Raw genomic sequence first — 25,817 nt, forward strand, 5'->3', positions numbered from 1 at the left:
GACTATACCTCTTCAACGTCAGCCAATGCGGCACTGTGATAGAGCGCGCCACCACTTTGCTTAAACTGGGCCGACATCCGCGCCATCCCCTGCTGGACATCCGCCTTGGGGTTATCACCATCGACATCCGACACTTCAATCTCTCTCACCTCGATGGCTTGAGCCGCCGCGTATTCTCGTACCTCTTGAGTGATCTTCATCGAGCAAAACTTGGGGCCGCACATGGAGCAGAAATGGGCCACCTTAGCCGACTCCTGCGGAAGTGATTCGTCGTGAAACGCCCTGGCGGTGTCGGGATCCAACCCCAGGTTGTATTGATCTTCCCAGCGAAACTCGAATCTGGCCTTAGACAAGGCATTGTCGCGGATCTGCGCGCCAGGATGGCCCTTGGCCACATCACCAGCATGAGCAGCGATCTTGTAGGCGATCAGCCCCTGTTTCACATCTTCCTTGTTCGGCAGGCCGAGATGTTCCTTAGGCGTCACGTAACAGAGCATGGCGCAGCCATACCAGGCGATCATCGCCGCACCTATGCCAGAGGTAAAGTGATCATAGCCAGGGGCGATGTCTGTGGTTTGCGGCCCCAGAGTGTAAAACGGCGCCTCGTCGCACAGCTCGAGCTGCTTATCCATATTCTCTTTGATCAGCTGCATCGGGATATGGCCCGGCCCCTCGATAATGGTCTGCACATCATATTGCCAGGCCTTCTTCACCAGCTCGCCGAGGGTTTCCAACTCGGCAAACTGCGCCTCATCGTTGGCATCGGCAATGGAGCCTGGACGCATGCCATCACCCAGAGACAGCGAAACATCGTAGGCGGCGCACAGCTGGCAGATCTCATCGAAATGTTCATAGAGGAAGTTTTCCTTGTGATGAGAGAGGCACCATTTGGCCATGATAGAACCGCCACGGGAGACAATACCCGTGAGGCGTTTGGCCGTCATGGGCACATAGCGCAGGAGCACGCCCGCATGTATGGTAAAGTAATCCACCCCCTGCTCCGCCTGCTCTATCAGGGTATCTCTGAAGATCTCCCAGGTAAGGTCTTCGGCGACGCCATTGACCTTCTCCAGCGCCTGATAGATGGGCACTGTGCCTATGGGCACGGGTGAATTACGCACTATCCACTCGCGGGTCTCGTGAATATAGCGGCCGGTGGAGAGATCCATCACTGTATCTGCGCCCCAGCGGGTGGCCCACACCAGCTTCTCCACCTCCTCTTCGATAGACGAAGTGACCGCCGAATTACCTATGTTGGCATTGACCTTAACTAGAAAATTACGGCCGATGATCATAGGTTCGGCCTCGGGGTGGTTGATGTTCAGCGGCAAGATAGCCCGGCCCACCGCCAGCTCCTGACGCACAAACTCGGGGGTAATGGGCTCGCCCACCTTGGCACCGAAACTCTCACCCGGTGCGCGCTGGTTAAGCACCTCTTGGGTCACGCTCTCGCGGGCCATGTTTTCACGCAGGGCCACATACTCCATCTCGGGGGTGATGATGCCGCGCCTCGCATAATGCATCTGAGTCACCACCTTGCCATCAAGGGCGCGTCTGGGCCTAGGCAGATGCTCGAACCTGAGATGGTCTAAGCCTTCATCGGCCAGGCGCTGCTGGGTAAAACCTGAGCTAACCTGCTCGAGTACCTGGGTATCGCCGCGCTCGGCGATCCACTGAGATCGCAGCTTTACCAAGCCGTGACGCACATCGATATCGGCGTTAGGGTCCGAATAGGGCCCGGCGCAATCATAGACGTTAATGGGCGGATTCTGCTCATAGACAGGCGCCTCGGCGGTGCCGCCGATCAGGGTATCGGACTGAAAAATCTGCCGCATGGCAACCTTAAGATCTGGCCTGCTACCGCTTAGGTAAAACTTCTGGGAATTAGGGTGTTGTAGCGGTTTAAGGTTATCGATAAAGGCCTGGGCCTCTGCTCGCATTTCACGACGTGTTGACATAAGCAATCTCACTATAGGGTTAGATGAAGTTGCTTGTCTGGAGAAGTTTGGCGTTGAGGGCATTGAGTCAGGCCAAATGGCCTAATTCAAAAATATGCTGGGTGTCGCTCGAATTAAGCTCGCTGTTCATCAGCGCGGGCTTTCGACAGGCCGATAAAACGGCGGCGACACTATGGTCATATAATGCTTGTTTCCTTCGCAGGGACTAACCTGATCAGGTTCAACGGATCCCGAATTAACGGTCTCAGCCTAATGGCACTCCGACAAGAGGGCCTCAGTATAGACCTAAGAGATTGAGGGGGACAACCCCCACAACGATGCAGATACAAACAAAAATATCGACATTAAAATAACATCAAAAACATACACTTAAAAATCAGCAATAAGATAAACTATGTTTTAAGTGAAAATATATCACGCTAATTTTTCCCTTTTTGACTCACTCCCATCATGCTCAGATGCTTATCTAGCCCCTCTTTTATCGCCTGTTTCACCTTGTCGCCACTACACTTAAAGGGGAAGCCTAAGTTTTCCCCATGGGGGTTAATTGGTGTCGCCACACTCACCACGCGATAACAGGTATCCCCTATCTTGACGATGCGATTAGGATCCACCTTACTGTCTAAGGTGATTGCCGTCTCATACTCATTTTCCTTAGGTAGGGCCAATACCCTCATATCACCATCCATCTCACTCATGGACTTCTTCTGGGTGGCATTTGTGGCAGCACTCTGGACTAAGTTGTCCAACTGCGCCTGCCTGTCTCTGGCCATGTAGTCACCCGTCATGGCGCTTACCGCCCCCGAATAGGCTGATATCGGCTCACCAGCAGGGCCAAGATCTGAACTAAGGTCTGTGCTAATGTCTGAGCTAAGGTTAAGGCCGGGCGCATCTTCGAAAGAAAATGCCTTCTCCTCCTTGTGAGCATCAGAAGTCTCGGCTTTGGGCACAGCCTGAGATGCCTTACTATCTGTGGTTTTGGGATTCGTGGATTGAGTAGTAATTGGCTCAATATCGGTTGCTCGACTAGCAGCAACCTCCTCTGCAGATAACGGCTTAATCAGCGCGGCATTGGCCTTAACGGCACCCTGCGGCGTCGGTTTCTCCTCAGTCGATGCGCGCTGGCTATTTGCACTGTCATCTAACTCGCTTTGTGTTGGTTTAGGAGGCGTTTGTGTAGAAGCATTGGCAGGCAGAGAACGAGGTTTAAGCTTAGACTGAGGCTTAGACTGAACCTGAGACTGTACCTGAAATTGAGGTTGAGGTTGAGGTTGAGGTTGAGACCTAGCCCTCATGGCATCCAACTCTGCCTGAGTCAGCATATAGGCACTTATGGCTTTCTTGTCCTTCGGCATACTTTGCTGCAAATATGGCCCTTCGAACTGCCAACTCAACAAGGTCAGCAGTGCAAGATGCGTGAAGAGGACAACCAAGAAGATAGCCAGATCCATGCGGCCAACTCTCACAAGCAGGCCTTTAGCAAGGGGAACTTCTGTCAGCTTAGCTTGCTGACTGTCTGCAGGCTCATTGACGAAATGACTGAAGGCTGACGGCGCAACATCGATATCAAGATCAATATCAATATCAAGATTAAAATTGGGGCACGGCCAGGGAGGCTGACTATCCTTAGGGAGCACTCGCAATACCAACTCATCTTTTCCTTGGGTCACTTAGCGCTTTAGAGGTGATGAGATGCGATAAGTTCCGCCAAGGATACATGGTGGACAGAGTGAGATTTAAAAGCCAATATATTCAAACACTAAAATATATCCACACAATTTAAGCGTACACATGTACGCTAAATCATTTATTTTTTGAAAGCTTGCTGTTAGACTCGGCACTAATGAGGTCTAACCAGTTTTAGAGAGTGTAATGCCACCACAAACCATGCGGACACAAACAATGCCCCCCCAAGAGATCCCCCTGGATACCCAGCCCAACTTAGGAACAAACGTCGCCCCCTATAGTCGCGCCGAAGAGCTAGCCAATGCCCTCAGTCATGGCCTGGGGGTTATTGCAGGGATCATGGCATTGGTGTTTTCGCTACTCAAGGGATGGGACAGGCTAACCGATTTACAGCTTGGTGGATTGGCGCTCTACTGTTTGAGCATCATACTCCTGTTTCTCTGCTCTACCCTCTATCACAGCGTCTCCGCGCCCAAATTAAAACATCGACTCAAGATAGCCGATCACTGCGCCATCTACCTGCTGATCGCCGGCACCTACACTCCCCTGATGCAGATCCTGCTCGATAGTGTCGAAGCCGATGCCATTCTAGTCGCCATCTGGGCGCTGGCTCTTGGCGGTATCCTGTTCAAGACGCTGTTTATTCATCGCTTCAAGGCCTTTAGCCTGGTGCTCTATCTAGTGATGGGCTGGTTGTGTGTCATAGTGATGAAACAACTGCTGGCCGCCATGAGTCCGCTGGGATTTCAGCTACTCTTGGCGGGCGGGATCTTCTACAGTGTCGGGGTGATCTTCTACGTGGGTAAACGCATCCCCTATAATCACGCCATCTGGCATCTGTTTGTCCTAGCCGGCGCCCTCAGTCACTTTTTATGCGTCTATCTGACGGTGATTTAATTCAGATGATTTAACTCAGCTGCGCTAACTCAGGTGCGTTAACCTAGGCGCTCTAACCCTAGTGCTCCAACCCTAATGCTCCAACATAAAGGCGTCAAAGGCCTCATCCAGCTGCTGCGCCGCTTGGCTCATTCCAAAGCGATTCATCAGGCTAATGATGCACTCTATGGTGCACAGCCCCTCGGACAACTGGTTACGCCTCAGACGATAACGGGAGGGCTTGCATTCTTCTAGGGTCAACCGTCTTGCCGCTTGCAGATAGGGCGTTTGGCGCACCATCTTTCTCGCTTCCTGCCAGGTGGCATCGAGAATGATCACCTGTCCTACGCCCAGCATCCCACACTGGTTAGCCTGGTTCTGCTCATTCAGAAATGACGCTGCCAGAAGTTGCACGGACGAGTCAGCCTCATCCACACTCTCCCCATTATCTGCCTGATCAAGGTTAGATTCCTTGGGAAACAACAACAGGGCATCGCCCGACTCGCAGGCTTGTTTCAGCGCCTCATCGGGCGCAATCCGAGACCAGCGCACGCGGCGACAAAGTTCGGGAAAAGCGGCTAACGCCAGCTGACCAGTGTTACTGGGACGATCGTACTCTCGCTCGTGTGTTAGTAAGACAAACTTCACCCTTTCTCCTTCACTCTGTTGCTTTTCACCCAGTTTTCCCTTCACTCTGTTTTTCTTTTCCCGTCTTCCTTTACCCAGTATTCCTTTACCCAAGCTCTTCCCAGGCTTTTTTACCCATGGGGCATACTCAGCTAACGCTCGGTGAAAAGCCTTGATGAAAGGCGCTCTCCCCTTAGGTGAAAGCGCCCTATCTAAAAAAATAAAATGACAGAATAATGAATGTAAAATGCAAGCGATGAGTATACCTCAAAGTGCTATGACAAATGCCATAACAAGTACCATGACAAACGCCATAAGCAAAGTAACGCCAAGGCGCTCGGTGGAAAGACACTCAGTAGAGAGGCAAACAGTGGAGAGGCATTAAGTTGAACAGCACTCAGTTGAAAGATAAATAGTGGAGAGACAAACAGAGTACAGCTCCAATGGCTCCCGGCACTAACGAAAATCTCGCGAGCTTGACTCAAAATCATTCACCATGCCAGATAGGTCATCCAGCCTGCCGGCAATAATATGTGACACACCAGATTGCGTCTCAAGTACGCCGGTTACCTTTAAAATTTTTGATGTTAGAAATGGCTGTCGCTGCGCCCTGGCCGTGGCGCTCCAGACGATCACATTGATGTTGCCCGTCTCATCTTCCAGTGTCACGAAGGTGACGTCCGAGGCGGTCCCCGGACGCTGACGTCCCACGACCACTCCGGCCACGCGAACCAGCTGCCCGTGACGACAACCTGATAGCTCTGCGGCGCGCAGACAGCCTTTAAATGGCATCTGCTCCCTGAGCTGCGCCATCACATGGCGCCCTAGGCTGAGTCCCAGGTGGCGATAATCACTCTGCATGGCCGCCATCTCGCTGGGAGGCGCCAACACCACCTGGCTAGAAGCTGGCGGCAGTTCATCAAACAGTGGCAGGCTCGGCTGATAGGCACTGAGTTGCCAGCGCGCCTGATACCTGTGTCCAGCCAGGCTCAACAGGGCATCGGCGCTGGCCAGTAGGGTCAGACAGCCCTGAGACAGACCAGTCTCATAGAGCTGCTCGACTCGCTTAAAGCCCCCCTCTGGACGCGCCTGAATCAGCACCTTGATATCCTCATGCCTCAGGCCTTTGACCTGGCGAAAGCCTAGGCGGATCGCCGGTTCCTCGCCTTCCTGCAGGCTCACCAGACTATTCTCCCAGTCGCTGTGATTGACGCATACCGGCAACACCATGACATGGTGACGCAACACATCCTGGATCAGCTGCGACGGGCTGTAAAACCCCATGGGTTGGCTGTTGAGTAAGGCGCAGCAGAAGGCCGCCGGATAATGATGCTTAAGATAGGCCGACACATAGGCCAGCAGGGCGAAGCTGGCCGAATGGGACTCGGGAAAACCATACTCGCCGAAGCCCTTGATCTGCCGGTAAATCTGCTCGGCAAATGTTTGGCTGTAGCCGCGCGCCGCCATCCCCTTGAGCAACTTAGCCTCAAACTTATCCAGCTCACCGGTGCGTTTCCAGCTTGCCATCGCCCGACGCAGCTGATCCGCTTCACCGCCGCTAAAACCGGCAGCCACCATGGCCAGCTGGATCACCTGCTCCTGAAAGATAGGCACGCCCATGGTGCGAGATAACACGGACTCGACCGCCGGACTAGGATACTCCACCGCTTCCAGGCCGTCCCTTCGTCTCAGGTAGGGATGCACCATATCCCCCTGGATTGGCCCAGGCCTGACGATGGCGATCTGTACCACGAGGTCGTAATAGCAGGCAGGCTTAAGCCTTGGCAGCATGGCGCTCTGGGCCCGCGACTCGACCTGAAACACGCCTATGCTGTCGCCCTTCTGCAACATGCGATAGACCTCCGCCTCCTCCCAGACCACATCGGCCATGGAAAAGCCTTTCTCGGGTCGACTCAGCAAGGCAAAGGTCTTGCGGATCGCCGTCAGCATACCCAGCGCCAGGATATCCACCTTGAGCAGCCCTAGGGTCTCTAGATCATCTTTATCCCACTGGATCACTGTGCGCTCCGCCATGGCCGCATTTTCAATGGGCACCAGCTCAGACAAGGGGCCCGCCGAGATGATAAAACCGCCTACGTGCTGCGACAGGTGACGGGGAAAGCCGATCAGCGTCTGCACTAGGGGCAGCAACATGCGTCCGCGCCCCGAGTCTGGCAGCATGGCGGCCAGCTGAGTCGTCCAGTGGTGCTTGGGATCCCGGCGATCTATGCGCTTAATCATCAGGGCGATCTGCTCGGCATCTATTCCCAGCGCCTTGCCCACATCGCCCATGGCACTCTTGAAGCGGTAGCAGATCACCGCCGCGGCAAGCGCGGTGCGCTCACGGCCATATTTGCGGTAGATATACTGAATCACCTCCTCGCGCCGCTCATGCTCGAAGTCCACGTCGATATCCGGCGGCTCGTTACGCTCCTTAGAGATGAAGCGTTCGAACAACATGTTGATCTTAGTGGGATCCACCTCGGTGATCCCCAGGCAGTAACAGACCACTGAGTTCGCCGCCGAGCCCCGCCCCTGATAGAGGATCTGCTGGGATTTGGCGAAACAGACGATGTCATAGATGGTGAGAAAGAAATACTCATAGGCCATCGCCGCAATCAATTGCAGCTCCTTCTCATATTGCATCTTCACCTTAGCGGGCACCCCGGCCGGAAAGCGCCGTTTGGCCCCTTCCCGCACCGCCTGCGCCAGATACTCACTGGCCTGCATGTCGGCTGGTACCACCTCCGCCGGGTACTCATATTTGAGTTCATCCAGGGAGAAATGACAGCGACGGGCCAGCGCCAGGGCGTTGTCGATCCACGCCTGAGGGTAGCGTTTACGCTGCGCCGCTATTGGCTTGAGGCTGGCTTCAGCGTTGATGGAGCATAGGGCCGCACCGCTATCGAGATCCCGCCCATGGGCGATACAGGTCAAGATATCGAGCAGCGGCTGACGCTCCGCCTCATGCATGCGCACGCCACCGGCCGCCACACAGGGGATCGCCTGGGCCTGACTCAGCCATTGCCATTGCTGTAGGTTGAGTGCCTCTCCCGGCAGCAAGAGTCGCTCCATCAAGAGATGCAGGCGTCCCGAAAAGGCTGAAACCAGCCGTGAGGCTATGCCTCCTATGTGCTCACGATAACGAGATAACATATCGGGCTCTGCGCTCGCTCCCCCGCCGCCTTGCCTAAACTGCGCCAGAGTCGGTGGCCGCCACAGCAGCAGGCTCTGCTGCTGAGCCAGGATAGCCTCTAGGCTCACCCTGTACTCGCCCTTACTCTGACTCCGCCTGGCCTGGGTGACCAGGGCGCTGATCTCGCCATAGGCCAGACGACTGGGTGCCAGCAGCACAAACAGCCCCTCATCGAGATGAAACTCGGCGCCCAAGATCAACTTAAGGTTGCAGCGCTTAGCCGCCTCATGGGCCTTAACCACACCGGCGAAGGAACATTCGTCGGTCAACGCCAGCGCCTGATAGCCCAGGCGCTTGGCCTGCTCCACCAGCTCATGGGGGTGAGAGGCCCCCCGCAAAAAGCTGTAATTGGAGAGAGCGTGTAATTCGGCATACTGTGGCTCAGTGTGCTGTGATTGGGTGCGCATTAGCCAAACCATCCCTGCAGGAATAAGCCCTCAGGCGTGCGAAACACCCAGCAGAGTCCGCCATGGTGTCGGCGGGCAAGATAATAATCCCGCGGCGGACTCGCCGACCAGGGACTATGCAGTCGCTCCGGGCCCTTGAGCAGGCTCACCGACTCCTGCCCAATTGGCTCAGGCTGACGCAGTAGCCAATTGGGCCGAATGCGGCCGTCACACAGGCCATGAAACAGATCCGTAAACAAGGTCGCCTCCTCGCTCAGCGCACGGGTCTTACCCTGATAGCTGGCCCTTGGCTCGGCGCACAGGTTGCTCCCTGAGACCATAGCATCCTGACTCGCTCCCTTGCGTCCCTGGGCACCCAAACGGTTTTGAGAAAGGCTGCGGCTCTGCCAGCTCTGCTCCGGCAGGTGATGACTGTGATTCTCAAGTCCCTTAACCTTGTCTGCCCCTAAACGCGCCTCAAGCAGGGATAACAGACGCATGCTGGCATCGCTCTCCCCCTCACCCTTCCACCAATGGGGTGTCTGCACCGACAGTGCCACCAGCGTATCGGCCTGAATCGCCAGGCTAGTCACCGGTGCCTCCAGGGTAAGACGCTCCAGTTGCACGCGGCAAAGCTTAAGCAGGGCGTCGGCCCTATGTTCGGCGAAGGGGTAACGGATCTCACAGCGTAGCGGGGCTAGATTCAGATCGCGAAACACTAAGGTTAATGACAGCGCCAGCACCGCCTGTTGACGCTGTACAAGATAGGCCGATAGCGTCCCTAACATGCGCCCAAGGGGAAAGGCCAAGCCTTCGAGGTGACTCACCTCATAGAGCAAGGCCAGCTTGTGGCGATAAGACTCAGGCATCTGATAAAACTCATGCACCTGGGGTAGCTGACCTTTGAGGCGAGCCAGTAGGGTCAGCACGGTCTCGCCAAAACGCTCACCAAGCTCCTTGAACGGCAAGGTAAGCAGCGCCTTAACCTGGGTCAGCCCCATATTCTCAAGGGCCTGCAACACATGTTGCGGCAATGGCAAGACAGAGACCGGCAAAGACGCGATTTGGGCGAGAGTAACCTGGACAAACTCCTCCTGTGATAGCCTCTCTTGTGATAGCTCCTCCTGTGATAGCCGCTCCTGACCATAGGCCTGCTGCGCTAACACCTCGGGGGCTACTTCTTCAATCTCTGCGCCTTGGGGATAGGCTGGCGCCACTGACATGCCCTGCGGCTCATTGTCTCGCAGCAATCGCGTATTCTCTTGTGACAACGGCGCATTCTCTTGTGACAACGGCTCATTCTTTTGTGATAACGGCCAATAGTCATCTGATGGCTCACCAGCCTGCCTGAACATAGGCCGGTATCTGGCCCCTAGCTGAGCCAGCAGTGCATTCTCTCCCAGGGCAAACTGGCACTCGAGCCCATAATCCTGGGCTGTCTTATGATACTGGCTGATGAGTCTGTCCAGGCCGCCGAAAACCTTCGCCATCGAGCCGACCTCCAGCAGCAAGGTGTCTGTCAGACTCGGCGACTCATTCGGTTTCTTTTGCCTGGCCTGCTCGAACGGGCAGACGGGCGGCACGACCCTGGCGCTGTAACCATAGCTCCACTGGCACAGCCAATGGATGGCCTCCTGACTCAAAGAGGGCTCATAGGCTAATAACTGCAGCGATGGGCTGAGCGCCTGGGCGGTCGCCAGACTCTGGCCCGTCTCGACCCCCAGCTTAGCCGCAGCGCTTGAGGCGATAAGGATCTGACTGGACTGACGCTCGAAGAGGGCCAGCTCGCTGCCCTGGGGCAAACCTTGATGGTAGCCTTGATACTGAAGTAACCAGTGAGGAAAATAGACCGCAAGCCACAGCATCTAAGCACTCCAGGGACCTTGCAAGACTTGGGCGCTCTCCTGAGGCCTATCCAGCTTCCTATCCAGTTCATCCTCCCATTCCTTCTCCCGTCCCCTCTCTGTAGCCACATCGAGCATCAGGCTCTGAGCCAATAGCTCGGGCAGAAGCGATAAGGAAAAGCCCGGCGCCGGCCAACCACCACGGCGCTTTAAAATATCTACCTGGGTCTCGAGCGGCTTATCTGTTCCTGCCTCGGTGTTAGCCTGCAAGGCGATCCGCAGCGGCACGGGATGGGCCTGCTCCTTCATCTTATCCGGCAGATAGCAGAAACACAGACTCTCGCCCTTCTCGCAGGCAAGCTGCAAGCGCCTGGCCTGACTGACACTGAGCTCCTTAAGCCAACATAAGACCAGAGGCGAGACGCCGCTAGTTAAGATCTGCTCGAGCGCCCATAGCTGCTCCTTCACCGCCTGGGTGTCGATCCACAAGAGACGGCTGATATCTATGCCCTGCATCGCTAACGCTTGGGGATAAGGCACATGAGGCGGCGCCACCAGGCTCACCAGTCCGGTACCACAACCTTCGGTCGATGCGTTAGGGATCAGGCGGCGCATCAGCGGCAGTACAAGACTCAGCTCGCCAATCCCCTCACTGGTAGAGAAGATCTCGCATAGCCCCTGATTAGGCCAGCCTCCCTGCCCTAGATGGCGATTAAGCTCAGGATAACCGCTATCCTGCCCCTCTTGCTGGGGATGATAGGCATCGCCGCGCCAAAGATCGGCGCGCTGGAGTAAACGTTCAAGTTGAAGATCTGCCAAGGCCATGATGCACCCGCTCTCATTCGATTCGCTTAAGGGATGGCTGAGTTGTTAGCCTTGAGCTGTTAACACTAAGATGCCAAGAGCTAATCGCGACTGAATCATGACCTAGTCACGACCCAATCACGACTGAACCACGACTTATACCGCAGCTGGACCGTAACAGAGCCACGACATCAATCTGGCATCTTTCCCAGGCAGCGCTAACCCTGCTTACCTTAAACATGGAAATCGAAATAATACTGTATATAAATACAGTATATTTATAAATGGGCAGATCGCAAGCCCGAAAACGGGTGCTCTTTCGAGATCCTTCCACTGCTTGACGGCATAAGCCGCACTCTCTGCCTCTGGCTTAAGCAAGAGGGCAAGCTAGCCACTGATTTTCATCGGTGAACAGAGATAGCTGTTTTGCGACAATCAGTTGCAGCGGCTCATTGAAGTCAAAGCGCGGGATTCACACCGCGCAGGCACAAAAAAACCACCCTAAGGTGGCTTTATCGGTTATCAGCGTCGATCAACGGTATTTCTTGACCTTCTTGAGCGCTATCTGCTGCTTGAGGGGCGACAGGTGCTCGATAAAGACCTTGCCATCGAGATGATCCATCTCGTGTTGCAGCACGATTGCCAGGAAGTCATCGCTCTCGATCTCAAAGGCCTCACCCTGACGGTTAAGCGCCTTGACCTTCACCTTTTCGAAACGTGTCACCTTGGCGCGGTAGCCAGGAATTGAGAGACAGCCCTCTTCGCCGACGATCTCGCCCGAACGCTCGACGAACTCAGGATTGATCACCACGATGGGCTGATCGCGATCCTCAGACAGATCGATCACTAAGATGGCGTGTTCGCTGCCCACCTGAGTAGCGGCGAGCCCAATGCCATCGTCTGTGTGGTACATGGTTTCGATCAGATCATCGATAAAACCTTGCACGGCGGCAATGTCTTCTACGGGCTTGGCCTTACGTTTCAGGCGCTCATCAGGAATGGTCAATATATCGAGTACAGGCATAGTCTCAGGTTCTGGTTAATCAAATTAGGCATATAAAGTGGTGCCATTATGACCGAAATCACATTAAAGGCAACCGCAATCGGGTTTTCCCTTCAGGCCAAGCCTTGCAGCCGACTTGTATTTCATCGCTCAAGTCGATAGCATGACCAGATAAATGTATACAATATACGAGAATGATGATGACGACCCCTATACGTACCCCTCTGCCTAGTACCTTTTATGTGGCCAATACCATGGAGATCTTCGAGCGTCTCGCCTGGTATGGCTTCTTTACCCTCTCCTCCCTCTATATGACCTCTCCTGCTCACCAAGGCGGCTTAGGCTTTAGCGAACAGGAGCGTGGCCTGCTGCAGGGAATGATCCCCTTCTTTCTCTACCTGTTTCCTGTACTTACCGGTGCACTGGCCGATCGCTATGGCTACCGTAAGATGTTTCTTATCGCCTACGCCATCATGTGCCCCAGCTATTTCCTCCTAGGTCAGGTGAGCAGCTTTAGCGGCTTCTTCATCGCCTTCATGGGGGTCGCCATCGGCGCAGCCTGCTTTAAACCTGTGGTGACGGGCACTGTGGCACGCACCACAGATCACACCAACCGAGGCCTGGGTTTTGGCATCTTCTATATGATGGTCAATGTGGGCGGCTTCCTCGGCCCCTTCATCGCCGGCTATGTCCGCGCCATCAGCTGGGACTGGGTCTTCATCATGTCGGCAATCTGGATCGGCATAAATTTCATTCCGGCACTCTTCTTCTATCACGAACCGACCAATCCTCACCAGCAGCGGGGTAAGTCACTGTCTCAGGTATTCAGGGATATTCAAGAGGTGCTGGGCAATGCCCGTTTCGCCCTGCTGTTTTTCGGCACCTTAGTGATCCTGCTCTCCTACGGCGCCAAGTGGATCAGCGGCGAGCAGTGCCTGACCATCTACCTGGTGTGGTTTAGCCTGCATATGATCTGGAATGCCCTCGCCAAATCTGACAAGCAACTGCCCTGGTATCTGCAGAAGATCGCCCTTGGCAACAAGCCCTTCGTGATCTACCTGCTTATCCTTTCCGGCTTCTGGATGGTCTACCAACAGATCTTCATCACCCTGCCCATCTATATTCGCGATTTTGTCGATACCTCGGACCTAGTCGCCATGCTAGCCCCCTGGCCCGGACTGCTCGACTTCTTCGCCCCCGTGGATATCACGCTACTCGGTGACGAACTGCTCGGTACGGCAAAGGCCTATGGCGCCGGTAGCCTGAGCCTGTCAGACGCCTACTTCGATCTGGTGCATGCCAAAGTGATGATCCCAAGAGAAGAACTCGGGGAGGCGTTAGGAATTATCGCGCAAGCGCCAGAGCTCGCCAGTCAATATGCTCAGCAGTTTGCCCTGCAGTATCGCCAGATAAACCCCGAGTACCTTATCGGGCTCAATTTTCTCTCTATCGTGTTGATGCAGGTGATGGTGAGCCGCATCGCCGAGCGATTCAGTCCGCTGCCGGTTTTGGTGGCTGGCACCCTGATTCTTGGGCTAGGCACGGCGCTAGGCGGACTCGCCCACGGCATACTCATGGGCGGCGCCATGGTACTCACCTCCATCTTGGTATTTTCCATCGGTGAGATGGTGGCCTCACCTAAGAGTCAGGAATATGTGGCCAGCTTTGCCCCCCAAGATAAGAAGGCGATGTTTATGGGTTACTATTTTGTCTCATCGGCCATCGGCTTCTTGCTGGCTGGCCCGCTATCTGGCTACCTCTACGCCGAAGTCGCCAAGGGCGCAAACCAGCCCGCCTTAATGTGGTACATCATAGGCGGATTTGGCCTGCTGGCCACCATAGGGCTAGTGCTGTTTCATCGTATCGGTGCCAAACAGGCGTTATCGCCGGCGCAGCCTAATGCCTTAGGCGCACAGAGCTAGTTGGAAAATGCTTATCAAAAAAGGCGAGATTTATCTTGGTATTAGCAAGCAAGTAATAAATCGATAATCAAGCAACAGACAGGTCAAAGTCCCATCGACCTGTCTGTCATCCCACTCCATACATACTCAAGCCAATACCAGCGACGGTTAAACCATCCAGCCTTCACTTCACTCACCCCTTATCCTTAGAAATTATCTAGAAACTGGTTTACTATCAGAACATAGCCATTGCACCTAGCAAACGCCTGGCAAGACACATTAAACTCAGGCTATCTAGCATTTCCTTGACGATGAGATGCCTTAGGGCCAGAACGGAGACAGCGTGAATCAGACACAGTTATCGCCCATGGCCAAGATATGGCACGTGGTTGCCCTGATCCCCGAGGGGCATGTCAGCTCCTATGGCAAGATAGCCGATCTCGCCGGCCTGCCAGGGCGAGCACGCTATGTCTCCCGCGCCCTCAAGATGGCGCCCGATACGTTAGCGCTCCCCTGGCATCGAGTGATCAACAGCCAGGGAAAGATCGCCTTTCCCGAGACCAGCCCCCATTTTATCGAGCAGATGCAGAGATTAAGAAGTGAAGCGATAGAAGTGAACCGAGGTCGGGTAAAGCTGTCCAAGTATGAGTGGCAGCCGGATCTGGCGACCCTAGTGTTTGCATTACCCTTTTAACTTATCGTGACCGGGAGAAGGCCTTGTCGATATTCAAATCCGCACTCATGATTTCATCTTTCTGTGCCATTGCCTTAAGCGCGCAGGCCGATGAATCCCCCTTGACCCCGCACACGGCGGAGTATCAGGTGAACTATGGCAGCATAGAACTGGGCAAGGCACGCTATCAACTGCCGGCGCCCCAGGATAACTTGTACCAATACCGTTTCGACAGCAATGTCAGCCTGCTGATGCTATGGGATAAGCGCTCCGTCATCAGCACCTTCAGCGAGGAGGGAGGACAGCTGGTGCCCATGCGTTATATCCATAACCGCAGCGGTACCGGCTCAGACTATCAGGAGCAGTCGGCCTATGTGCTCGATCAGCAACTGGTACATAGCCGCTATAAGGATGAAAGGGCTAAGTTTCCCTATACGCAGGATCTCTTCGACCCCCTGATGGTACAACTGCAATTTAGGCTCGATATCATGAAGGGCAGCGACAAGCTGCACTACAAGATGCTCAAGAGCGGCGAGATCGATGAATATGACTTCAAGGTGGTCAGTAAGGAGCGCATGGTGCTCCCGAGCGGCACCTATGAGACGGTCAAGATAGAAGTCGTGCGTGACAACGACAAGCGCCAAACCTTTTTCTGGATGTCCCCCAAACTCGGCTACCTGCCCGTCAGACTCACCCACTTCGAGAAAGGCAGCAAACAGCTGGATATCCAGCTGCTGAATTATCACTACAGCGAGCCGATCATGGCGCAAACCGATAAACAAACCTCGGAGCAGCCAAAAGTCGCCGCCGATACGCCACCCCAGATGCCGCCAAAGTCATAGCCAGGATCATAGCAAGAGTCAATTGTCGCAAAGCTTGCGCGAGCTGCATTAAAAAGGGGCCTAGGCCCCTTCTTTCATTAAACGCTTATTCAACTAATCGTCGGCCTCTTGGCTTAAGACAATCTCGCCCCGGGCAAACAGTTTCCACTCTCCCGGCTTTAAAATGTGCCAGTCTTCATTATCGGTCAGCGGCCTGGTGGCGATAACGGTCACGATATCGTTAGGCGTGGTCTCCTTGTCGAAATCGATCACCACATCGGTATCGATAAGCTTGGCCTTGCCAAAGGGGGCTCGGCGGGTAATGTGGCACAGGTTGTTACTGCAATAACTCATCAGGTGCTCACCGTCGCTCAAGATCATGTTAAACACACCCAGGGCACGGATCTCATCGGCCAAGGTGGCGATAAACCGATACACGGGCAGCAGATCCGATGGCGCCTCATCGCCAAAGCGCTCGACCACCTTTTCTAAGATCCAGCAAAACGCCAACTCGCTATCGGTATCGCCGACTGGCTGGTAACGTCTCACGGCAAATTTTTGCTGATAATCGCTCAGCTGACCATTATGGGCATAGGTCCAATAACGTCCCCACAATTCGCGGGTAAAGGGATGGGTATTTTCCAGCGACACACAGCCGCGGTTCGCCTGACGAATATGGCTCACCACCACTTCACTCTTAATGGGGTAGGACTTGATCAACTGCGCCACATGGGACTGACTGCTGGGGGTTGCATCCTTAAAGGTACGACTCCCCTTGCCCTCATAGAAGGTGATCCCCCAACCATCGACATGAGGACCTGTGACGCCACCACGCTCTGCCAGCCCGGTAAAACTAAATACGATATCCGTGGGCACATTGGCACTCATGGCCAGCAACTCACACATAAAAAGACACCTTCACTCTAAAATTACTTATCTTGATTAATTCTAACGACTTGACCCAATTTGTGGAATCCTCGCCTCAACAAAAAAGTTAAACAATTGTTTGAAAAATGCTTGTATAAAACCCGCCATAGGGTTAGATTTTATGCGACACAGGTCTGACCAGCATCTATAATTGTGATTATGGTCATATAAAAAATGCTGACATCGAGCAGCTTTCGGTCGCTATTTAAGGAGAATTACCGTGACTAGCTTACTTTGGATTTTTGTGATGCTCTTTGCATTAGGCGCCTTAGCCTACCTTAGAGTATCCCTGCTGACCTCGACCATCATCGCGGCTATCGTGATGGCGCTGGGTACAGCAACCGCAAGCATTTCCCCTCTTGCCTGGCTGGTCTTTTTGGCCATCGCCCTTCCCATCAACATAGGTGCCTTCAGAAAAAGCGTGATCACCCGTCCGCTACTGAAACTCTATAAAGGGATCATGCCGGAGATGTCTTCCACCGAGAAAGAAGCGATCGAAGCCGGTACCACCTGGTGGGAAGCGGATCTCTTTGCCGGTAAGCCCAACTGGAAGAAGCTTCACAACTACCCTGTCGCCCGTCTAACCGCCGAAGAGCAGGCATTTATCGAAGGACCGGTAGAGGAAGTGTGTAAGATGCTCAACCAGCATCAGGTTTCTCACCAACTCGGCGATCTGCCAGAATCTATCTGGCAATACCTCAAAGACAACGGCTTCTTCGCCATGATCATCAAGAAGAAATATGGTGGCCTGGAATTCTCTGCCTATGCCCAGTCTCGCGTGCTGCAAAAGCTGGCGGGCGTCTCTAGCGAGCTGGCCTCAACCGTTGGCGTGCCTAACTCACTCGGCCCCGGCGAGTTGCTACAGCACTATGGTACGCCGGCGCAGCAAGATCACTACCTGCCTCGCCTGGCCAAAGGCCTGGAAGTCCCCTGTTTCGCCCTTACCAGCCCGGAAGCGGGTTCGGATGCAGGCGCCATCCCTGACTTCGGTATCGTCTGTAAGGGCCAATGGCAAGGCGAAGAAGTGCTGGGCATGAAACTGACCTGGAACAAGCGTTATATCACCCTGGCACCGGTTGCGACCGTACTGGGTCTGGCGTTTAAGCTGCAAGATCCCGACAAGCTACTGGGTGACAAGGAAGAGCTCGGCATCACCTGCGCCCTGATCCCAACGGATGTACCCGGCGTCGAAACCGGTCGTCGTCACTTCCCGCTAAACTGTATGTTCCAAAACGGTCCGACACGCGGTAACGAAGTGTTCGTTCCACTAGACTTTATCATAGGTGGTCCAGAGATGGCCGGTCAGGGCTGGCGCATGCTGGTCGAGTGTCTCTCGGTTGGACGCGGCATCACCCTGCCTTCTAACTCTGCAGGTGGCATCAAGACCGCAGCCGTGGCCACTGGTGCCTACGCCCGTATTCGTCGTCAATTCAAGCTGCCTATCGGTAAGCTGGAGGGGATCGAAGAGCCGATGGCACGTATCGGCGGTAATGCCTACCTGATGGACGCGGTCACCACGCTAACGACCACAGGTATCGATCTTGGCGAGAAGCCTTCGGTGATCTCAGCCATCGTCAAGTATCACCTGACCGACAGAATGCAAAAATGCGTCATCGACGCCATGGACATTCACGGCGGTAAGGGTGTGTGTCTGGGTGAAAACAACTACCTGGGACGCGGCTATCAGGCGGCACCTATCGCCATTACCGTTGAAGGCGCGAACATCCTGACCCGCTCGATGATCATCTATGGTCAAGGGGCCATTCGTTGCCATCCTTACGTCTTAGCCGAGATGGAAGCGGCGTTTGATCCGGACCTTAATAAGTCACTGAACGATTTTGACTCTGCCCTCTTTGGTCATATCGGCTTCACCACCAGCAACCTGGTGCGCAGCTTCTGGCTAGGCCTGACCTCGAGCTACTTCTCAAATAGCCCATACAAGGACAAGACCAAGCGTTACTATCAGCACATGAACCGTTTCAGCGCCAACCTGGCACTGCTATCGGATCTGGCCATGGCGACCCTTGGTGGCGGCCTCAAGCGTAAAGAGCGCGTCTCGGCGCGTCTGGGGGATCTGCTAAGTCAGCTCTATCTGGCTTCTGCCACCCTGAAGCGTTATCAGGACGAAGGCCGCCAGAGTGAAGACCTCGCGCTGGTACAGTGGGCGGTAGAAGATGCCCTCTACAAGCTGCAAGACTCGCTGGACGATCTGCTCAACAACTTCCCAATGGGACTGGGCCGTGTACTGAGAGTCATCCTCTTCCCATTTGGTCGTCCAATTAAACGTCCAAGCGACGTGCTGGACCATAAGGTGGCTAAGATCATGCAAACCCCTTGTGCCAGCCGTGATCGTCTGGGTAAGGGCCAATTCTGGACCCCATCGCCTTTCAATGCTGTGGGTATTCAGGAGCAGACCTTTAAAGATATTCTGGCCTGTGAACCACTGCACGATAAGATCTGCAAGGCGACCGGTAAGCGTCACCCCTTCATGTGGCTGGATAAACTCGCCGCCGAAGGTAAGGCGCTGGGGATCTTAAGCGATGAGGAAGTGGCACTGCTCGAGCGCGCCGAGATAGGCCGCATGAAGTCAATCAACGTCGATGACTTCGCCCCAGAAGAGCTTAGAGCCCAGACCCTGAGCGATGAGACGCAAAATCAAGCGGCCTGAACTAAAGCCGATTAGATAGGCGCCAACAAACCATAAAAAAGGAGGCTAATGCCTCCTTTTTTATTGCCCACTAACAAGCTCTACAACATTAGAGCCAATCACAGTAAATATTTGCTCAGGAGTAGCGCAGGAAAAACCTTGAGAACAACGCAAGATCTTTAGATAAGTAGTTATTCTACAATTAAAAATACTAATACAGTTATCGAGCGTTTTAACAAGCTAGCATGATCAATTATCTATTACGATTGGTATTAGCCTGTCGCTTTCTCATTGGCTGTCTGCGATGCCTTTTGGCTTTCCTCACTCATGCTGGCCTCACTCATGCCAGCCCCCTTGCCTTCGCCTTACCGGCAATAGCATCGCTGCTAGGTTCACCCTCACTACTGCCTCGTTCATCGCCGCTTTGTTCACTGCAGCTTTGATCGATTATCGCCTTCTTCTCATCGGCCAGCTGCGCCTCATTCAGGGCCTCTTCCGATAACAGGCTGATCAGCTCGATGCCCACAGGCAGGTCATCAACCGCCTCTGTAATTAATTTTACCTTACCCTCTTGCAGATAAATCAACGGCAAGGCGCCTTCACCATAACGCAGCTTAAAATCGGCGAAGGTGAAATTCTCCGTCAGGCTGGTGCTCTTGATCTTACCGCCCTTGGCCATGGTACTGGCGAGCCTGGCGTAGGTAACATTATCGCCAAACAGGCACAAACGTTTAAGGTAGGCCTCGGACAGCTGATGGCGGGCGCTGTTGCCCTCACCACTCCCCAGGCCAAACACCTTGTTCTTGCCGAGAATATCCTGAAAATGAAAGGTCACCAAGGGGTTAAGTTGACGATAGGGAGACAACACAAGTAGTCGGCCGACTCCCGTCATGTCGAGCGCGTTATCGGCATGTTCAGAGGCGGGATTACCAAAATAGACGGGGATATTGTCCATGCGCGACAAGCGTATGTTGTCCCAGTTATTATCCGCCAGTACCACCTGCACATTCTTCTGCAGCAGCACCTTAGCCAGCTCTCTGGCAAACTGCGAGGCGCCGAATATAAGCAGCCCCTGGGCAGACCCCGCCTTTACCCCGAGAAATTTCGCCCAGGCTCCTGCCGTGAGGCTCTGGGTAACGACCGTCCCTATGATGATCAGAAACACCAGGGGGACGATTTTATCGGCGCCGGCCACCCCGAGACGTTCAAGCTTGATGGCAAAGAGAGACGATACCGCCGCGGCGACGATCCCTCTCGGCGCCACCCAGCTTAGAAACCATTTATCGGCTCTGGGCAGCGAGGTACCAAAGGCGCAGCACCAGACACTCAGGGGCCTGGCAATAAACATCACCACCAGCAAAAGCGCCAAACCCTGCCAGCCCAACTGCATCAAGGCGGCAGAATCTAACCTGGCCGCCAACAAGATGAAGAGACCCGAGATAAAGAGTACCGTCAGCGTCTCTTTAAACTCCACTATCTCACCAATATCGACGCCGCGCATGTTCGCCAGCCAGATCCCCATCACGGTAACGGTCAGCAGGCCCGACTCCTCCTGAAGCAGGTTTGATGCCACGAAGGCGCCCAACATGATGGTGAGTACCGCCGTGTTTTTCAGATAATGAGGCACCCAGGCACGACGCAGCATTACGCCTATGCCGTAGCCAAACAGCGCCCCGAGCCCCAGGCCAACCCCAAGCATGAAAACCAGCGATAACAGCACATGACTCGCAGGCTCGGCCGCGACCGTAAGGTACTCAAACACCAGGACCGCGAGCAAGGCACCGATGGGATCGATCACTATCCCCTCCCAGCGCAGTATGCTGGCCAGTTGCGACTTAGGCTTGATACTGCGCAGCATAGGCACTATAACAGTCGGCCCAGTCACCACCACCAGCGCGCCAAACAACATGGCCAGCTGCCAGGAAAAGTCCATGATGAAATGGGTCGCAACACAGATACACAGCCAGGTGACTAAAGTGCCGAGCGACACCAGGTGGGTCACCATGCGACCATGTTCGCGGATCTCGGAGAAGTTAAGTGTCAGCGCCCCCTCAAACAGGATCACCGCCACACCGAGTGAGATGACAGGAAACAGCAGATCGCCGAATATGGCATCGGGATCCAGAAAATTAAATACAGGCCCCACGAGCAGACCACATAACAACAGTGGGAGTATCGCCGGTAATCGCAGTCGCCAGCCAAGCCACTGACACACAATTGACAAGATCCCCACTAGCCCCAACATGGCCGTGATCTGTTCTACCATTCTCGTTATCCCTTACATGTCTATGATAAAGAAGCGCCTGCAATTAGCATGAGTATAATCAATTAACTCTATGACACCCCATGGTTTGCAAGATAACACTGTCAGCTCAAATGTATAGCGCAAGCAATATGTAAGAATAGCGACAAAAAGACAGTACTGATTAGTTAGCGCGCGATTTGAGAAACAAAAGTCCCGTCATTGCTGACGAGGCTTAGATGGTGTTGGCACAACGGACGGGACTCGAACCCGCAACTCCGACGCGACAGGTCGCCATGCTTTCAACAGAGGTAACCAACTTAACTTAGATACAAGCGTTACAAGTGACAGAAACCACACGAACCCTGCTACGGGCACAACTCATCCTAAATATGGTTCGTACTATAAAAAACACACAAAAAAGCCCCGTCATTGCTGACGAGGCTTCAATGTAGTTGGCGGAGCGGACGGGACTCGAACCCGCGACCCCCGGCGTGACAGGCCGGTATTCTAACCAACTGAACTACCGCTCCTAAACTCGGATAAAACGCCTTGGCATTCCATCAAAATTAGGTACTTGATTGGCGGAGCGGACGGGACTCGAACCCGCGACCCCCGGCGTGACAGGCCGGTATTCTAACCAACTGAACTACCGCTCCACATCAAGTTGCGATGGATAATACTTAGGCCACCTAGTCCCGTCAATAACTTTTTTCCTGAAACAAACTAATCAGTTAAAAATTCGCCAACCAAACGAGCAGATTCAACGAGAAAGGCTAGCTTTTATCCGGTTCGGTGGCTTTTTGCTCGCCCTCTTCCGGCATGGTCAGATCGATCTCATCCAGAGTCGGTCCCATCTCCTTGGCCCGCTCCTCTTCTAGACGCGCGGCGGTTACCGCCAGTGCCTGCTTAAGGTTCTGCCGTTTACGCCATACTAGGAGTGCCAGGGTCCCTAAGATCAGCAGTGTTAGATTGACTGTGATTATCCAGAACATGGCATCATCTTTCGCCTTGGCCTCGGCGATGGCCGCCTTCTTGGCCGCAATGGCCGCCAGCTCTTCGGCCGTCGGTGGCGGCTCGGGCGGCGGCACCAGGTTAAAGAACTTTTCTGGCAGGGTCAGCAATACCTCGCGCCCAGAGACTGAGGTCGCCGCGGCAATGCCTTTAATGCGATAACTGCCAAACTCAGACACCTGTGGCAGGGTCAGCTGCATTCTTTTATCTGTTATGTTCTGCACCGGCAACGTCAGCTGCAGACCGGCAGGGCCGACTAACTCAAACTCGAAATGGGTGTTGGCCAGCTGTAGTTGCTCATCATCGACAATGACCTCCACCTGCCAGCGGCCTTTTAATGGATCTTCGGGGGCGATGACAGATAGGGAAACCGGCATGGGCAGTAGTACGATATCGCCGCCAGCCTCGCGACTGAAGATGCTGTTTTTTGCGCTGACCAAGAAACGGTAGTGACCCCAGGGCTGATTGAGGTTGATATCGGCAGTAAAGATGCCATCGTCCGGCGCGCCGTCTAAGCCCTCACCATTGTCCTTATAGCTACCGACAATAAGGGTACCGGCGGCAAAGTTCTCGTCTCCGGGTCTGTGCTCGCTGATAAATTTCGCCGTCCAGTCCACCAGGTAATCCAACCCCGGCATACGCATGCGCTGCTCGTCACCCAACAACTTAGCGGTTACCTTGATGCGCTCGCCCTGATAGAGGGGCTGTGGCATGGGGTCGACCTCTATGCCCAGTTTGGACACCTTGTCGATTTTAGAGCCCTTGGCGACTTTACCCAACAATTGCCAAGGCCCCGGCATGGGGGATTTGATGGTGATGATGTCGCCGCTAAGGCCGTCGACCCACTGTACCGACTCGGGATGACGGGAGACATACCACTTGCTACCGTCGGGCTGCACTATGATCACAGGCGCGCTGCCATACTCCCGTTGTACAAACAGAGTCAATTCATCGACCATATGGTCGATTCTGAAACGGTTTTTAAGCTCGCTCGCCTGGGAAGAAGGCACCACCTGGGCGGTGGCATTCAAACAGAGCAGCATTAATCCTGAGGTAAGAATCGCGCGCAGCAGCCAATTTTTCATAAAATGACGTTTATCCTCGCCAAATACATTGTCCTGATTTTTCGACCAAATCTAATCTTTGCTCATGCATACTCAGTTCATCGGCCGTTGCGCCGATCACTTTAAGGTTTGCGCGATTTTGAGCGAGACGTATGATGCCGCCACTCTCCTGCCCCGGCTTTTCATTTGAGAGTTCAAACTTGGTTTGTCCCCCGGTCATGATGAGGTAAACATCGGCCAGGATCTCGGCATCCAACAAAGCCCCGTGGAGTTCGCGGCGCGAGTTATCTATGCCGTAACGCTTACACAGGGCGTCGAGGTTGTTCTTCTGACCGGGATGGAGAAACTTGGCGATCTCCAGGGAATCCAGCACCTGACAGATATCTGTCGTCTTGGGCCCCTTTGGCGTAAGTAGCGAAAACTCATGATCCATGAAGCTCACGTCGAAGTTCGCGTTGTGCGCCACTATCTCGGCGCCGTCGATAAATTCGAGGAAGGCGGGGGCTACCTGGGCAAAGGTCGGCTTATCGGCCACAAACTCGTTGGTGATACCGTGGACGGTGATCGCCTCTTCGTCGATCGCCTGCATCGGATTGATATATTCGTGAAAATGGCGGCCGGTCAGCTTACGGTTAATCACTTCGACACAGCCTATCTCGATAATACGATGGCCAAAATAGACGGCACCGGCCCCCTGGTTCATACCCGTGGTTTCGGTATCGAGAATCACTTGGCGCTTAGCATTGGAGATAATATTCATATAATTACACGCTTTTACAAAAAAATATTGGGTATACTGCAGTCCGAATTCGCTATGGTAGCAACTTGATGCACGGACTGAAACAACTCTTAATCTTTACCGATGGTTCTTGCCTGGGCAATCCTGGCCCCGGCGGCTATGGGGTCGTGATGAAATATAGGGCCCATGTGAAAGAACTCAGCGGTGGCTTTGCCCTGACCACTAATAATCGCATGGAGCTTCTGGCTCCCATCGTGGCGCTTGAGGCCCTTAAGGAGCCCTGTGAGATCATTCTCACCAGCGACAGCCAATACATGCGTCAGGGGATCACTCAATGGATCCATGGCTGGAAGAAGCGCGGCTGGCTCACCGCCGCCAAGGAGCCGGTCAAAAACGTCGACCTCTGGCAGCGCCTCGATGCCGCCACTAACCAACACAAGATAGACTGGCGCTGGGTGAAGGGTCACGCGGGCCATATCGAAAATGAGCGCTGCGATACCCTGGCGCGAGAGGCCGCCGAGGCCAGCCCGAGCGCGGTCGATACCGGCTATCAACCCAAGGACTAACAGTTAACGGCTGATTACTTAGACCTGAACTGCTTCACCCGCCCCGCCGTCGGCGCGGTCGACCACTTAGGCTGACGCACCTTCTGCCTATCCATGATAGGGGTCAAGGGCGAATCGAGTTTACGGGCCACCAAGATATAGACGCTGCCACTACCTGGTAGCCAGGCCTGCAGCGCATGTTGCCAGATGGAGTCGCCGCGGATCTCACTGAGCAGATGATGGTAGACCAGACGCTCATCGCCCACCACCTGATAACCCAACAGCCCCAGCCAATCCTTCACCCTTGCAGGGGTGAAGAAACGGCCGCTCCAGGGTAATTTTTCCTGGCTGCTGGGCAACATCTTGCCTAAGAAAGCGGGACTCAACGGATTAAAGCCTATGATAAACAGATAGCCACCCGAGATGAGCACCCGGTCGGTTTCCCGTAGCACGCTATAGGGATTGGCCTCAAAATCAAGCAACATGGAGCAGACCACGGCGTCGATCACCCCATTTTGAATCGGCAGACGAGAATACTCCCCCTGCAGACAGTATAGGGCAGACTCACACAGGGAAAACTCCCGGCCGATAGGCAGGTTGGGCTTCTCTAAGGCATGACTAAGGGGCCCCATGCAGAGCATGTGATAGCCAAACACCTTGGGCCACCAGGGCATCAGCTTATCCTCTATGGCCTCTTGCAGCCACAAGCCGTTGGGCAACTCCTGCCAAGTCTGGGGTTTTATCACATTAAAGGACACTGGCCACTCCGCAACTCACTTTTCCGGTTTCCCTAATGATTTGACTATTTTAGTATTAAATCCCTAAAGCGCTATACACGCAATAGCTTTGCTCAGTAAACTAAAT

Annotated in this window: 18 protein-coding genes, 2 tRNA genes and 1 riboswitch; of the genes, 6 read left to right on the forward strand and 14 right to left on the reverse strand. The window is 54.2% G+C overall.

Annotated features, from left to right (window positions below; genetic code table 11):
* Nucleotides 1-2 precede the first annotated feature (2 nt).
* A complete protein-coding gene (gene thiC / locus L1D43_RS08180; protein ID WP_275659059.1) occupies nt 3-1,958 on the reverse strand; it encodes a phosphomethylpyrimidine synthase ThiC in 1,956 nt (651 codons plus the stop codon).
* A gap of 174 nt (nt 1,959-2,132) precedes the next feature.
* A riboswitch (TPP riboswitch) is annotated at nt 2,133-2,231 on the reverse strand.
* Nucleotides 2,232-2,377: 146 nt separating this feature from the next.
* Entirely contained in the window at nt 2,378-3,628 is a 1,251-nt protein-coding gene (locus L1D43_RS08185; protein WP_239850651.1) for a hypothetical protein, read from the reverse strand.
* A gap of 232 nt (nt 3,629-3,860) precedes the next feature.
* Between L1D43_RS08185 and L1D43_RS08190 the strand changes: the two genes are divergently transcribed.
* Entirely contained in the window at nt 3,861-4,541 is a 681-nt protein-coding gene (locus tag L1D43_RS08190; RefSeq protein ID WP_239850653.1) for a hemolysin III family protein, read from the forward strand.
* Nucleotides 4,542-4,613: 72 nt separating this feature from the next.
* Here the strand turns inward: L1D43_RS08190 and L1D43_RS08195 are convergent, their stop codons facing one another.
* The 5 genes from L1D43_RS08195 to def all read right to left on the reverse strand — a co-directional run bounded on the left by L1D43_RS08195 (nt 4,614) and on the right by def (nt 12,401).
* Nucleotides 4,614-5,168 (reverse strand): tRNA-uridine aminocarboxypropyltransferase, encoded by a 555-nt coding sequence (locus tag L1D43_RS08195; protein ID WP_239850654.1) that lies wholly within the window; start codon nt 5,166-5,168, stop codon nt 4,614-4,616.
* Nucleotides 5,169-5,603: 435 nt separating this feature from the next.
* Nucleotides 5,604-8,750 (reverse strand): error-prone DNA polymerase, encoded by a 3,147-nt coding sequence (locus tag L1D43_RS08200; RefSeq protein WP_239850655.1) that lies wholly within the window; start codon nt 8,748-8,750, stop codon nt 5,604-5,606.
* Entirely contained in the window at nt 8,750-10,594 is a 1,845-nt protein-coding gene (locus L1D43_RS08205) for a DNA polymerase Y family protein (RefSeq protein ID WP_239850656.1), read from the reverse strand. The genes L1D43_RS08200 and L1D43_RS08205 overlap by 1 nt, the downstream gene beginning before the upstream one ends.
* Nucleotides 10,595-11,398, reverse strand: a complete 804-nt coding sequence (gene imuA, locus L1D43_RS08210; RefSeq protein WP_239850657.1) for a translesion DNA synthesis-associated protein ImuA — start codon at nt 11,396-11,398, stop codon at nt 10,595-10,597. It abuts the gene before it with no gap.
* Between the two features lie 511 nt (nt 11,399-11,909).
* Nucleotides 11,910-12,401 (reverse strand): peptide deformylase, encoded by a 492-nt coding sequence (gene def / locus L1D43_RS08215; RefSeq protein WP_239850658.1) that lies wholly within the window; start codon nt 12,399-12,401, stop codon nt 11,910-11,912.
* Between the two features lie 179 nt (nt 12,402-12,580).
* On the opposite strand from def, the gene L1D43_RS08220 reads away from it, so the two are divergent.
* From L1D43_RS08220 to L1D43_RS08230, 3 genes are all read left to right on the forward strand, one after another.
* Nucleotides 12,581-14,302, forward strand: a complete 1,722-nt coding sequence (locus L1D43_RS08220) for an MFS transporter (RefSeq protein ID WP_239850659.1) — start codon at nt 12,581-12,583, stop codon at nt 14,300-14,302.
* A 346-nt stretch (nt 14,303-14,648) separates the two neighbouring features.
* Complete coding sequence (locus tag L1D43_RS08225) at nt 14,649-14,975, forward strand: MGMT family protein (protein ID WP_239851099.1); 327 nt, start codon at nt 14,649-14,651, stop codon at nt 14,973-14,975.
* Between the two features lie 47 nt (nt 14,976-15,022).
* Nucleotides 15,023-15,796, forward strand: a complete 774-nt coding sequence (locus tag L1D43_RS08230) for a DUF3108 domain-containing protein (protein WP_239851100.1) — start codon at nt 15,023-15,025, stop codon at nt 15,794-15,796.
* 93 nt (nt 15,797-15,889) lie between these two features.
* Here L1D43_RS08230 and L1D43_RS08235 read toward each other — a convergent pair whose 3' ends face one another.
* A complete protein-coding gene (locus tag L1D43_RS08235) occupies nt 15,890-16,681 on the reverse strand; it encodes a class II glutamine amidotransferase (RefSeq protein ID WP_239850660.1) in 792 nt (263 codons plus the stop codon).
* Nucleotides 16,682-16,922: 241 nt separating this feature from the next.
* Between L1D43_RS08235 and fadE the strand changes: the two genes are divergently transcribed.
* A complete protein-coding gene (gene fadE / locus L1D43_RS08240; RefSeq protein ID WP_239850661.1) occupies nt 16,923-19,370 on the forward strand; it encodes an acyl-CoA dehydrogenase FadE in 2,448 nt (815 codons plus the stop codon).
* A 319-nt stretch (nt 19,371-19,689) separates the two neighbouring features.
* Here fadE and L1D43_RS08245 read toward each other — a convergent pair whose 3' ends face one another.
* The 5 genes from L1D43_RS08245 to dnaQ form a co-directional block, all read right to left on the reverse strand.
* The gene (locus tag L1D43_RS08245) at nt 19,690-21,615 is read right to left on the reverse strand and encodes a sodium:proton antiporter (RefSeq protein WP_239850662.1); all 1,926 of its coding nucleotides are present in this window, start codon (nt 21,613-21,615) and stop codon (nt 19,690-19,692) included.
* Between the two features lie 432 nt (nt 21,616-22,047).
* Nucleotides 22,048-22,124, reverse strand: a tRNA-Asp gene (locus tag L1D43_RS08250).
* A gap of 49 nt (nt 22,125-22,173) precedes the next feature.
* A tRNA-Asp gene (locus L1D43_RS08255) sits at nt 22,174-22,250 on the reverse strand.
* Nucleotides 22,251-22,367: 117 nt separating this feature from the next.
* Entirely contained in the window at nt 22,368-23,648 is a 1,281-nt protein-coding gene (locus L1D43_RS08260; RefSeq protein WP_239851102.1) for a TIGR03503 family protein, read from the reverse strand.
* Between the two features lie 52 nt (nt 23,649-23,700).
* Nucleotides 23,701-24,429, reverse strand: a complete 729-nt coding sequence (gene dnaQ, locus L1D43_RS08265) for a DNA polymerase III subunit epsilon (RefSeq protein ID WP_239850663.1) — start codon at nt 24,427-24,429, stop codon at nt 23,701-23,703.
* A gap of 68 nt (nt 24,430-24,497) precedes the next feature.
* On the opposite strand from dnaQ, the gene rnhA reads away from it, so the two are divergent.
* Nucleotides 24,498-24,974 (forward strand): ribonuclease HI, encoded by a 477-nt coding sequence (gene rnhA, locus L1D43_RS08270; RefSeq protein ID WP_239850664.1) that lies wholly within the window; start codon nt 24,498-24,500, stop codon nt 24,972-24,974.
* A gap of 14 nt (nt 24,975-24,988) precedes the next feature.
* On the opposite strand, the gene L1D43_RS08275 is transcribed toward rnhA, so the two are convergent.
* Complete coding sequence (locus tag L1D43_RS08275) at nt 24,989-25,711, reverse strand: methyltransferase domain-containing protein (protein WP_239850665.1); 723 nt, start codon at nt 25,709-25,711, stop codon at nt 24,989-24,991.
* Nucleotides 25,712-25,817: the final 106 nt, after the last annotated feature.

It is taken from the genome of Shewanella sp. Isolate8 (assembly GCF_022398495.1).
Classification (GTDB): domain Bacteria; phylum Pseudomonadota; class Gammaproteobacteria; order Enterobacterales; family Shewanellaceae; genus Shewanella; species Shewanella aquimarina.